Raw genomic sequence first — 12,630 nt, 5'->3', positions numbered from 1 at the left:
AAATTTTTCTATAATAATATTACGATAAAAAACCACACAATCATAACAATTTGAATCACTACTTTTGCAAATGCCCCGCCTAAAAATCCCATAAGTGATCCAATAGATGCCCGGAAAGCTTCCTTCGTAGTTCTTTTTTGCAGCATTTCAATAATAAACACAACCGCAAAAGGAATGATCAGAATGCCAAATGGCGGAATTATAAATGACCCTACAATTACCGCAACAGCTGCACCCCGTTCTCCCCATTTGCTCCCACCAAATTTTTTCACAAAATAACTATTGGCGATAATGTCTGCAACGATAAGAACTACTGTAAACACACCCATAACAAGCCAAAAGATAAAATTCAGCTCGTCCGAATTAATAACAAAGTGATACAGTATAAAACCTACCCATAGCACCAGTACTGATGGAATGATTGGAAAGACTATTCCGGCAAAACTAATGATAAATAATGCAATAATAACAATCCATATGATGATATCCAGCATATTGTCCTCCGATTAGTTCAGTTTTATTTACCGAACATACTTGAAAGTTTTGTTTCTTCCTTTGTTAATATACGTTTATAATTTTCCATATGTTTCATAACACTAAGTACAGATAATAACAACACGATCATCGTTGGCTCAATTCCAAAGAAGAAATAGGTTGTGACCAAAAATGATAAATACATAAAAAGCACACCAACTACGAGGTAATCTGTAGCAAACGTAAAAATGAACAGGATACCAATCCCGATCACCGCTATTTTCCAATCTATTGCGAGCAGTACCCCAACAAGAGATGCCGTTCCTTTTCCACCACTAAATTTCATTGTGATCGGATAATTGTGACCGATGATTACGAATAAAGCGGTAAGATACACAAGCAGGTTCTTCTCCTCACCTGTAATCCCATATTGATTCAAAATATATAATACTAACATGATTGCCAAAGTAGCCTTAAAAATATCTATAAGTGCAACTAAAACCCCATACTTCCATCCTAATAATATTGTCGTATTCGATGCACCGGAATTTTTTACCCCGGAGTTTTTAATATCAATCTTCTTAAATTTGCTGACCAGCTGTGAACCGTGAAGACAGCCAAACAGGTAGCCGATTAAACTTACAATCAAAAAATACATACGATTCCCGCTCTCCTTAAATTGTTTAATTCTACTCAAATTGAGTATCATTAGTTAATATTTAAGAGGAACTCTTCGTCAATTGAAGGGTTCTCTTTGTTTTCTCTCCCGGCGACTCATTTCCACCAGCCAGTAGACGGAATCTTCCCCGAACAATTGCTTGTCGTTTCCACTCCCACCAAACTGTATACATAGGGTTTTTCACCCCTACATAGCCCAAGCGAGGCAATAACTTTCCTTCTTTTTTGCCAATGTTGACAACGCTATTCATATCTCGATAAAGTGTTGTTTGACAGTTTTTGCAAGTGAAAATACGGACATCGGTTTTTTTCTTTTCTTTGTGTCCGCAAACACAGCACTCTTTCGTTGTATTTGTTTCGTCTACTTTTGTGTAATGCTTATTATTTTTCACCTGCACCCAATCTAATATTTTGCGGAACTGTCAAAATAACGAAGTTTAAATAAAATTGAACAAATATAATGAAACTGTTTCAAACCCCCTTGTTTTTAGTATATCGCAAAAAACGATTGAAAAGAATCCTAATTCTAGGCTGAATTGGTTCATATCTCAGAACAAAAATAGAACAACTAAACATTTCTTTTAAATCACGAACACATTTTTCACAATATGATTCATAAATTCATAATTACTAAACAGCAATTTTCAAGGATTATTTTAACAATTCGAGGATAGGTATTGCACTTCTATTTAAATATTTATAAAATGCTGTTAAGGGTGTGATTACAATTGGAACAGCTGAATCTTATTTCCACAGCTTTAAAAATAAATCTGATTACAAATTTAAATACATATGTTTTAGATAGCCGTGGGAATTTCATCTTTCATCATGAAGTAATTTCAATACCCTCCTTTATGCCAGGAGCCGAAGATGAGGATATATTATATTTTTATAATCAAATTAACCTAGCGACCAACGAACTGTATTCCTATACAAATGAATGGGGATTGCACTATTTCGGTTATTGTTTTCCCAGAGATGAATCATATGCTGTTATTATTGGTCCTTTCCTGGAATTGACTCCAAATTTATTCAGTATTACCAGAGAATATAACCTTAACCATAATGAAAGTGAGAATCTTAGAAGTATCTGTAACCGAATTCAGGTAGTTCCCACAGATAAGGCGAATAGTTTTTCCAGTATTCTCCAGTCATTCGAAGTATTATTGGAGAAGGATAATACACCAAATAGAATAGTCGCGAATAAAAGAAATCATAACTATAAGAGAGGGAATAAAAGATATAATACGGATGAAGATGCCCAAATTGTGAAAATGAGATATAAGATTGAAGGGGATTTCATTCATGCTGTTGAACAAGGCAATAAGTCTAAGGCAATGGAACTAATAAACTCTAATGAAATGCTGCTTTCCTTTTCTGAACGCTTTCCCAATCAACCATTAAGGCGAGTGAAAAATCTAGCAATAGTTTTAAGTACACTACTACGCTCTGCAGCGATAAGAAGTAACGTTCCCGCTATCCTTGTACATCGTGTATCCGAAAAATACGCCTATGAAATTGAAAATACGAGTCTATTATCAAAACTGCAGCAATTAAACGATGATATGATTATCGAATATACTGATTTGGTTATCTCAAACTCTTTATCCAGCTATTCTAAAGTTACACAAAAAGCTATCGAATTTCTGATGAGTTATTATGATAAACAAATAGATAAAAGCGAACTGGCTGCACTTTGTTATACACACCCTAGTCATTTATCACGAAAGTTTAAACAGGAAACAAACATGACAATAACTGATTATCAGCAAATGATTAGAATAAATAAAGCAAAGCATTTACTAAAAAATGAAGCTATTTCGATAGAAGAAATTGCATGGTTAGTCGGTTACGAGGATTCTTCTTATTTTTCAAGGGTTTTCAAGCGAGAAACTGGATGTACCCCATCCCAATTTAGGAATAGTAAAATATAAGCCAAAGAAATTCATATAGCACTATTAATGCCAAAGATGGCAACCGCTGTCAAAAGTCGGTTGCCATCTTTTTATAAAATTATATTGCATTAGTTTCAGGTTCTAATTCTGACTCTTCTACTTTACCTTCCGCTTTCATTTTAGCTAATTCCGTTTGTATTTCTTCCATCTTCTTATCATCCAGATTATAAAACTTCATAGCCACAAGTGACACGATTAACATTAGTGCTGGTAGACCAAATCCTAATAACAATGTCATCCCATATAATGGTGTTGTTAGTGGATCACTAACGGTTGGAAACTCGGCTGTAAATCCAATAAGTGCTACTCCAAATCCAACAATAGCTGGAGCCAATGATGTAATTAACTTATCAACAAAGGAGAAGAGCGTCCCTAGCATCCCCGGTACATAGCGTCCTGATTTGTAAGTTTCATAATCCGAAACGTCTGCAATCATCGGGTTTACCAATGTAGAAGGAATGGCACCAAATCCCATTGCGAGCGTATACAAAATAACAAATAATACAATTGCGATACCTATGTTACCAGACATGGAGGTTGGGTCATTCATAACTAAAAACAGACCAACTAAACCTACTAATGATAAAAAGGAAATCCACGTTGACTTTATAAATGAATTTCTCATACCTCGTTTTCTAGCAATAGCAACTGCAATAAAAGTAATTAACAAGATGGGTACAACCGTAATCATGGAGACTGTACCACTTAGCTCATAATCTCCCATTAAAATACCAAAGATCATTACCATAACAACAGATTGTCTTAAGAGACTGAAAGCTAATTTATCTGCGGTAACAGCCGTTATTAGAAACTTCAATGGCTTGTTTCCTTTTAATATTTTCCAGTAATCGCGAAATTTCGTATTTACCGTTAAATCTGCTAAACCATAAAACTCTTTTTTATCTTTACCTGATATACCAATAACAGCAAGAACCGTAAATATTCCAGCAAGAATAATTGCAAGGGTGTTCAGTTCAGAAAATAATCCGATATTAAAGTCTCCGTGTTTCCCAATCAAATAGGACGCCACATAAACTTGTCCTACCGTGAACACTCCCGTATTATAAACGCCGTCAAAAACAGAAAACAAAGGTCTTTGTTTTGGATCGTTTGTCAATACTGTTTGCGCAGCTTTAGTAACAGCTGTTTGAAAAGTATATCCAATAACATATAAACCATAAGTCAATACAAAGAAAATTAATTGAAGTGATAATGGCAAGGTATGCGTAATCGCATACATTAGTATAACTGAAGTAGCCAAGAGTACATTTCCTAAAATCATTAAAGGTCGAAACTTACCAAACTTCGATTCTGTTTTATCAATGATAAAACCTACAATTGGATCTGTAATACCATCGAATACACGCATTGCTGTCAACACAATACTCACTACTGCAACGGTCAGTCCCGCTACCCCTGCAGCATAATAAGAAACAAATGTTAAAATAAACATATAAATATTTGTTGCAGTATTATTTAATGCAAAAAAGCCAATCTGCCATAACTTTGCCTTATTATATTTTTGACCACTTTCTACTGCTGCACTTGACATGTTAATTCCTCCTTAGCGTTAAATCGCTTTCATTTAGTTGATTACTACAAGTCGCTTGGAATATATTGGCGAATTCTGTGAAATTTATATATTATAATTACTTTGTTGACCAAACAAACTCTTTGTACTTTCAATATATATGTAAGCGGTTCAAAAAGCAAGCTTTTTTTAGAAATTTTAATCAAAAAATAGACTCATTTTAAAAGAACCATCTCTAGTCTTGTCTGCATCACCTTTAACGAGTTATAAAAATTACTCTTTTTTATAGATTTTGAAAATAAATAAGCAATGCAAAATAGACTTTGTCTGCTCATATTACACAAAAGCATACAAAATCTATTTAAAAATAAATAAAGATAAGAGTTTTTTAGATTAAAAATCATCAATTATGATTCCAATGCCTTCCAAACCTGCTCATAAACCTTCTTCAACGGAATACCATGTTGCTCAGCAATAGCTTTACAGTCTTCAAATTCAGGCGAGCTTTGGAAAACTTCTCCATTGGAAACCCCTTGCTTAACCGTAACAGTTCCCCACCGGGTTTCTACTTTTGTAAAAATCCGTTCAGAACGATGAACTGTTAAGGGATAGTAGCGAACGCCCAATGTCGTTGTTTCTTTGAGCAAGATTTCCTTCATCTTGTTTATATTATTATTTGAACATAGTAGCTGAAGCAATATTCCTGGCCGATTTTTTTTCATGTATATAGGAGTATAGAAAACATCATTTGCTCCGGCTTCAAATAATACATCCATTACATAGCCCAGCCATTCACCGGAAATATCATCGAGATTCACTTCCATTTTAACCATCTGCTCATCGATATGTTCATTATTAGGAGGGGGATTGGAAACCAAATGACATACTCCTCTCAAAAGTATAAATCTATTCCTTCTGTGCCAGGCGATCAATTAATACAGCATTATACGCTCCACCGAACCCATTATCTATATTAACGACACTAATTCCAGATGCACAGGAGTTTAACATGGTAAGTAATGCTGACAGCCCTTGAAAATTCGCACCGTAACCAACACTTGTTGGAACAGCTATTACAGGATGTGAAACAAGTCCTCCAACTACACTTGGAAGCGCACCTTCCATACCAGCTACCACTATTGATACCTTGGCATTTTGAATCTCTTCCATATTATCTAGTAGCCTGTGAATGCCCGCAACACCAACATCATAGATACGACGTACTTCACTGCCAAGCACTTCTGCAGTAACAGCAGCTTCTTCAGCAACCTTCAAATCAGAAGTTCCTGCGCAAATAATTGCTATATATCCATTTGATTCTTTAATAGGAACTGTTTCTTGCTTCCAGAATAATATCTTGGCAGTCTCATTATATGTTAACTCTGGGTGTTCATTAAGAATACTTGCTGCTTTTTCTTTAGAAATCCGGGTTACTAAAACATCTTCTCCATTTGCTTTTATTGCTTCAATAATAGCTGTAATTTGTTCAGCGGTTTTTCCTTCCCCATAAATAATTTCCGGGAAACCTTGACGCTTTTTTCGATGATGGTCTATTTTGGCAAAACCCAAATTTTCATATCCGGCTAATTTTTCTTTTGCTTCTACAACACTTACTGTACCTTCCTGGACTTGTTTTAAAATATCTTCCATCATTTCCACTCACCTTAAATCTTCATTTGCAAAAATCACCTGTCTGATGATCGATTATTAGAAAACTTGGCATTCGCTTTAGGTTAGGCGAATTGCCTTAGTTCAACGAAAAATACTTTTCGTCTGCGATGATAATGCTTCGAAGTATTACTTATGCACTTATGCAAATCTTTACGGTGGGGCGAGTAATCGGAGCCCCAGAAAGAAAATATGGATATACTTTCTTTACTGCCAAGCAACTTATTCAAAATACACTGCCAGATTCTTGGCAATAGCTTCATACTTTTCGTATACCTTCAAATAAACTTCATGGTTCTGCCTATTCGGTTGAACAACCTTTTCAGCCGGCAGATTCTTTTTGATTTCTTCAAAGGAACCTACCTTGCCGATTCCTACTAAAGCAGTCCAGGCTGCACCCCATGCAGCATTATGATGTGTATCCGAAAGATGTATTTCTTTTCCGAATACATCTGCCATTATTTGCACCCATAGGGATGATTTAGTTAACCCGCCATTTACACTAATTTTTTCAGGCTTTCCCGCTATTTCTTCTAAGGATTTACCAATCTGATAAAGATTAAAGGTTATTCCTTCAAGAACGGCACGTACTAAATGTTCTTTTTTATGTCCGATACTTAATCCATAGAAATTTCCCTTTGCATGCTGATTCCAAACTGGCGCTCTTTCTCCATTTACATATGGAAGAAAAAGAATACCATCCGATCCTGGTTCTACATCATTTGCCCCTGCCAGAAGCTCATCATGACTTCCCTGGAACTCAAGCAAGTCTTTTAACCATTGTAAAGCAATTCCGCCATTATTAGTAGCACCACCAATAATGGATGTATCCGACGTGAATGCATACGTAAATGTTTCCTGTTTTTCATTTACTGGAACACCTTTAGTAAACTGCCTGATAGCCCCACTTGTACCAACTGAAACAGCCACTTCTCCCGGAGAAATTGCCCCATTACCGAGATTCGCTAGTTGCCCATCTGCCGCTCCAATGACAAAGGGAACCTGTGAAGATAATCCCATTTCTTCTGCAATCTTTTCATTAATATCTGTTAAAATTTCTGTTGGGGGAACAATTTCTGAAAGCTGATCTTTATTAATACCGGCAATTTCCAATGCTTTATCGTCCCATTTATATGTTTCTAAATTAAACAACCCTGTTGCTGAGGCCATCGAATAGTCAATTACACGTTTATCAAACCATTTTTGCAATAAGTATTCTTTCATCGACATGAAATATGCTGCCTTTTGATATGCTTCATTATTCGTTTCCTTCATCCACATTAGCTTGATCAATGGTGACATTGGATGAATTGGTGTTCCTGTTTTTAAGTAGATTTCTTTTCCTGTGGATTGTGATAATTTTTCAGCTTGAGCACTGCTTCTTCCGTCAGACCAAATAATCATTTGTGATAATGGGTCACTGTTTTCATCCACACATATCAGAGAATGCATCCCACAGGATATTCCGACAGTAAGTATTTCATCCTTTTGTACCTTAGCTTTTAAGATAACTTCCTTCATTGCAAGTACAGATGAACGTTCAATCTCCACCGGATTCTGTTCCGCCCATTCCGGATGCGGATAATATGTGTTAATTAATGCTTCCGCTTCTGCGATCAAAGCTCCCTTTAGGTAAAAAATGACTGCTTTCACACTAGTTGTTCCAATATCAAGTCCTATGACTAATTCTTTTCCCATAGCTACCTCTTCCTTTAGCATAACTTCTTTAGAAAAGGCTTTGGAACATCACTCCAAAGCCTTTTTTCATTATTATATCCAGCTCCTGCGCCCAGCAACTAGCAAACTTCACACTCCTCCACTACGATAAGTCAACATCGGTTCGCTTTTAGCTCACCGTGTTTCCTTTATCTCATTTCGAAGTGCTCTAGTTTGTACGTTGCTAAACGGGCGCTTACGCTTTTATTTTTATATTGTCATATTTCCAAATCCGCCATCTACACGAAGAAGGGATCCTGTTACAAAGCCTGATGCTTTATCGGAAGCAAGATAAATAGCTGCCCCTTGCAGTTCCTCAGGCTCTCCAAAGCGATCCATCGGAGTATGACCCATAATTGATGCAATACGGTCTTCACTAAGAATTTTGCGATTTTGCTCAGCAGGGAAGAATCCTGGAATAATTGCATTTACTCGAATACCGTGTGGAGCGAATTCTCTAGCAAGAAATTGTGTAACATTGTTCACACCTGCTTTTGAAGCCGAATACGTAAATACTTTTGATAGCGGTGTTGTTGATGAAACAGACGAAATATTAATGATGCTTCCTTTTCTTTCCTGTTCAATCATTCTTTTTGCGAAAATTTGTGTTGTAAATACAAGACCTCTTAAGTTAACATCCATAATGTCATCCCACTCGTCTGTATCTAGATCAAGAAATGGTGTAGAGCTGTTTTTACCAGGTGCATTTAAAACAATGTCCCAGCCACCAGTCCATGCTTCAATTTCTTTGGCTGCTTTTTCAACTGTTTTAAGGTCACTCACATCTGCCACGAAGGATTTTGCTGTACCACCGTTAGCCTCAATCTCCTTTGTTACCTCTTCTGCTTTTTCCATATTTCGCCCAACAATTGCTACCTTTGCACCTTGCGCGGCAAGCCCTTTTGCCATTGAACCGCCTAATACACTATTACCACCAATTGCTACTGCTGTTTTTCCTTTTAAATCGAATAAATTTGTCATGTTTACTTCCCCCGTGTAAGTTATATTTAAAATAAGTTTCCATTTTTATTAAAGTTAATATCATAAAGCTCTGAAGTCTGTTCAATACTTGGATGTTCTTTTACATAATCCAGTAAGGCCTCAGAAACTTCAATTTCACTTAATTCCAGTGTGTTTTTAATTCGAACTACTTTCGCCTGTGTGAAATCGAGTATATTGCAGGTTTTAATAGCTGCTTGGATTGCCTCTTTATCATTTGGCAATGTTGTTGATATATGTGTTGGCCCTACAACAGTTGATGTTAATCCGTTTGCATAGGTTGCCGCGCGGTCCATCTTATCCTCAAGACGTTTCGTTGTGAAATCAGCTGTTCCAACACCGTTCGCATTTCCTTCTGTTTCCGGCGTTAAATCAAGCACAACCATCTTGACTACTTCAGGTCCTCCATAAGCATATGGTGTTGGGTAACGTCCTGTAATGTTAGGATCCATTCCATCCCCACTGATGTTCTTGCCGATTTGATCAATGATCAGAACATCAATTTGTTCGAAATGAAGTTTTGGCAAACACTGTTTCGCCAGTTTTTGCAATTCTGTTTCTCTTTCCATTATTTCTTCTGGTGCAAGTACTTCTACCTTTGCTACTTTATCGAATGCATTTTCCACCGTTGCAACGCCAAAAAGAATCGGCATCTTCTCCATCGTCAGATTCGCCATTGCCGGAACATGCTCTGCCATATGTTTAAATCCTAATTGATGGCATGCTTCAGCACCCTTTTGCTTGCCCAGCCCGATACTAATCATTTTCATGATTCCACTCTCTACTGGCCCACGAAAAGCAGTATGTGGCTTTACCCGATTAATAACTACGATACCATCGGCTTCTGAGGCATATTTATCAATGTATACAGGCAAGCCATTTGGTAATTCTCCAACTTTAACAACTTCCATGGAAGAAAGGATCTCTGCACCAACACTCTCCGCAGTTACACCGAGATGTTCCAGTACTGCTTTTTGCCCTTCGCCAGTTGCACCACCATGACTTCCCATCGAAGGTACAATAAATGGCTTTGCACCTAGATCCTGCAGATACTTTACAGTAATCGCTGTCATTTCTACCAGACGATCTACCCCTCGGCTACCTACTGCCACTGCAATACTCATACCAGGCTTAACCGTTTTCTTTATATGTTCTTTCTCCAATTCAGTCTGTAAACCCAAAGCAAAATCCTCTACCTCGGTAGCATCAAATGTTTGTCTCACATTCGCCATTTTAGGAACGGGAATATCCCGTAATAATTCCTGAAGAATACCCATGAATTATCTCACTCCTTTTCTATACTAAAATTTTCAGTTCTTTTTTAACACATGATTATATTATTGTTTCCTTTAAAAATTCTTCTTAACAACCTGTTTATAACAGTAATTGCGTATAAATAACATGCATTTCCTTTTAATTTGTTTACTAAACAAATTATTACTTTAAGAATATCAGCTTACGTATTTTTCGTCAAGTGAAAGCGCTGTCGTATTGAGGGTAAATCACACCTAAAATAAAACCCTGCCCAAATAGATTACAATTGTTACTGTAAAGGCACTTACTAACGTTGAAAACAAGACAATTTGAGCTGCAAAATTAGGATGATTATCATATTCCTGTGCAATAACCGCACTGTTTACAGATGTTGGCATTGCTGAGGCGATTAATAATGCCTGTGCCGCAATCCCTTCCACTCCAAATATAAAAATTATTCCTATAGCAATAATAGGACCTATTAATAGTCGGATTATGATACTGGAATATACAGAAGATAGCCCGGACTTAAATTTAATATTTGCAACTTGGGCACCGAGTGTCAATAGGGCTAGCGAGATCATGGCATCTGCAATATAATTGGCTGGAACCCAGATGAAATTTGGAATCGGAACTTGAAATATATTTAACAGAATCCCTGACAGCATGGCATATAATACTGGCATTTTAAAGTAACCGAGCAACGCCTTTAGCTTTCCTATATTTACAGACTGTAAAGAGAAAATACCATAAGAAAATGTAAATATATTTTGCAGGGTTAATACAATAACCTGAATTGACATCGCAAACGGATCACTCTTGAAAACTAAATCATTTACCGGTACACCATAATTTCCTGAGTTAAAAAACATGACACTATTTGAAAAAGTAATCTTTTTCCTTTTATCTAATCCTATCCATTTTGCCACGATAATAGATAAAACGTAGAGAACAGCAACATATAATAAGAAAAAGAATAATATCTTCATAAATAAATTGGCTGAAAAGGCCGTACTGTATAATTTAACAAATATAAAGCCTGGAACAAGAAAATAAATATTCAATTTCGCCAATGTCGGAATATGCAAGTCAAATTTTTTCTGCATAAAAAACCCGATAGCCATGATGATAAAGATTGGTAGAATAATATCTTTAAGAATCGTGAATAACTCAGTCAAGCCGTATCCTCCTTTCCAAAGACAAAAATGCTGTCTGGGGACCAGTCAGTTACTGAGCTCCTAGACAGCATGGGAATTTCTTATTTTGAAACCACTACTGCCTGTTCCTGTGCTTTCAAACATAATTCAGCAGCTTTAAATGCATGTGCCTGTGTCATTGCATTCTCTGTGCGATTTATACAATCTTTTATAAATTCACCGAAGAAAGGAAAGCCTACTTCTCCTGACAGCTTATAGTGCTTCTCGCCATCCTTGTTTACCAGAAATAAATGATCGCCTGTTTCTTCCCGGGCTACGTCTACATATTTACGAATTTCTATTGTTCCCTCTGTTCCGGTAATAAATGTACGTCCATCCCCCCAGGTACTTAATCCATCTGGTGTGAACCAATCCACTTTAAAGATTTGCGTTGCACCATTATCACCCCGTAAAGTTGCATCACCATAATCTTCAAGCTCGGGATGTTCAGGATTATTATAATTCCCCACTTTGCTGTGAAGGATTTCTGCATCCTCACAACCTGCATAATATAGGAACTGTTCAATCTGATGACTCCCGATATCACATAAAATACCACCATACTGTTCTTTATTAAAGAACCAATCCGGGCGACTTGGAGCATTTAAACGGTGTGGGCCAAAACCGGTAACCTGAATAACGCTGCCAATTGCCCCATCTTTAATAAGATCTCCTGCGAATACCGCTCCTTCAACATGTAGCCGTTCACTGAAATATACCATATATTTTTGTCCAGTTTTTTCTACAACACGTTTTGTTTCTTCCAATTGCTCCTTCGTTGTAAAAGGTGTTTTATCTGTAAAGTAATCTTTTCCAGCTTCCATTACCTTGTTCCCTAATGCACTTCGTTCTGAAGGGATTGCAGCCGCTGCTACCAACTTGATTGATTCATCACTTAAAGCCTGCTCTAATGATTCTGCAGGCCGAACGCCTGGAAATTGTTCAATGAAATCCTTAACCTTTTGCTGATCTGGGTCATAAACCCATTTTAGTGTAGCTCCAGCTTCGAGTAATCCATTACACATGCCATTAATATGACCATGATCAAGTGCAACTGCTGCAATTGGAAATTCACCTTCTTTTACTACTGGGTTTGGCTTACCCTTTGGCGCATATGTCATTCCATCCTTGCTCATCACTATCACCCCGTTCCATTAAT

The 12,630-nt window shown here is 36.9% G+C and carries 12 protein-coding genes; 1 reads left to right on the top strand and 11 read right to left on the bottom strand.

Going from position 1 to position 12,630, the window contains the following annotated elements:
* Positions 1–8 precede the first annotated feature (8 nt).
* The 3 genes from CIL05_RS05865 to CIL05_RS05855 all read right to left on the bottom strand — a co-directional run bounded on the left by CIL05_RS05865 (position 9) and on the right by CIL05_RS05855 (position 1,562).
* A complete protein-coding gene (locus CIL05_RS05865; RefSeq protein ID WP_095654591.1) occupies positions 9–494 on the bottom strand; it encodes a DUF456 domain-containing protein in 486 nt (161 codons plus the stop codon).
* A 23-nt stretch (positions 495–517) separates the two neighbouring features.
* On the bottom strand, positions 518–1,132 hold the full coding sequence (locus tag CIL05_RS05860; protein WP_095654590.1) for a glycerol-3-phosphate acyltransferase: 615 nt from the start codon (positions 1,130–1,132) through the stop codon (positions 518–520).
* Between the two features lie 61 nt (positions 1,133–1,193).
* Positions 1,194–1,562 carry a zinc ribbon domain-containing protein gene (locus CIL05_RS05855; protein ID WP_095654589.1) on the bottom strand — a complete coding sequence of 123 codons (369 nt, stop codon included), beginning with the start codon at positions 1,560–1,562 and terminating at the stop codon, positions 1,194–1,196.
* A gap of 318 nt (positions 1,563–1,880) precedes the next feature.
* On the opposite strand from CIL05_RS05855, the gene CIL05_RS05850 reads away from it, so the two are divergent.
* Positions 1,881–3,086, top strand: coding sequence for a helix-turn-helix domain-containing protein (locus CIL05_RS05850; protein ID WP_095654588.1), 1,206 nt, complete (start codon positions 1,881–1,883; stop codon positions 3,084–3,086).
* A 79-nt stretch (positions 3,087–3,165) separates the two neighbouring features.
* Here CIL05_RS05850 and CIL05_RS05845 read toward each other — a convergent pair whose 3' ends face one another.
* The 8 genes from CIL05_RS05845 to CIL05_RS05810 form a co-directional block, all read right to left on the bottom strand.
* A complete protein-coding gene (locus tag CIL05_RS05845; RefSeq protein ID WP_095654587.1) occupies positions 3,166–4,659 on the bottom strand; it encodes an MFS transporter in 1,494 nt (497 codons plus the stop codon).
* Between the two features lie 386 nt (positions 4,660–5,045).
* Positions 5,046–5,516, bottom strand: coding sequence for a nickel pincer cofactor biosynthesis protein LarC2 (gene larC2, locus CIL05_RS05840; protein ID WP_095654586.1), 471 nt, complete (start codon positions 5,514–5,516; stop codon positions 5,046–5,048).
* Positions 5,517–5,544: 28 nt separating this feature from the next.
* Positions 5,545–6,291, bottom strand: a complete 747-nt coding sequence (gene larB / locus CIL05_RS05835; RefSeq protein ID WP_095654585.1) for a nickel pincer cofactor biosynthesis protein LarB — start codon at positions 6,289–6,291, stop codon at positions 5,545–5,547.
* A 237-nt stretch (positions 6,292–6,528) separates the two neighbouring features.
* Positions 6,529–8,004, bottom strand: a complete 1,476-nt coding sequence (locus tag CIL05_RS05830) for a gluconokinase (protein ID WP_095654584.1) — start codon at positions 8,002–8,004, stop codon at positions 6,529–6,531.
* Between the two features lie 228 nt (positions 8,005–8,232).
* Positions 8,233–9,003 carry an SDR family oxidoreductase gene (locus tag CIL05_RS05825; RefSeq protein ID WP_095654583.1) on the bottom strand — a complete coding sequence of 257 codons (771 nt, stop codon included), beginning with the start codon at positions 9,001–9,003 and terminating at the stop codon, positions 8,233–8,235.
* 26 nt (positions 9,004–9,029) lie between these two features.
* Entirely contained in the window at positions 9,030–10,298 is a 1,269-nt protein-coding gene (locus tag CIL05_RS05820; RefSeq protein ID WP_095654582.1) for a nickel pincer cofactor-dependent isomerase, group 22, read from the bottom strand.
* A gap of 231 nt (positions 10,299–10,529) precedes the next feature.
* Positions 10,530–11,453: an AEC family transporter gene (locus CIL05_RS05815; RefSeq protein ID WP_095654581.1), complete on the bottom strand. Its 924-nt coding sequence runs from the start codon at positions 11,451–11,453 to the stop codon at positions 10,530–10,532.
* 80 nt (positions 11,454–11,533) lie between these two features.
* Positions 11,534–12,607, bottom strand: coding sequence for a Gfo/Idh/MocA family protein (locus tag CIL05_RS05810; RefSeq protein ID WP_095654580.1), 1,074 nt, complete (start codon positions 12,605–12,607; stop codon positions 11,534–11,536).
* Between the last annotated feature and the right edge of the window lie 23 nt (positions 12,608–12,630).

The sequence above is a fragment of the Virgibacillus profundi genome, from assembly GCF_002287375.1.
In the GTDB taxonomy this organism is placed as follows: domain Bacteria; phylum Bacillota; class Bacilli; order Bacillales; family Amphibacillaceae; genus Virgibacillus_K; species Virgibacillus_K profundi.
The sequence above is the reverse complement of the archived record's forward strand: the minus strand, read 5'-3'. Positions and strand labels throughout refer to the sequence as shown.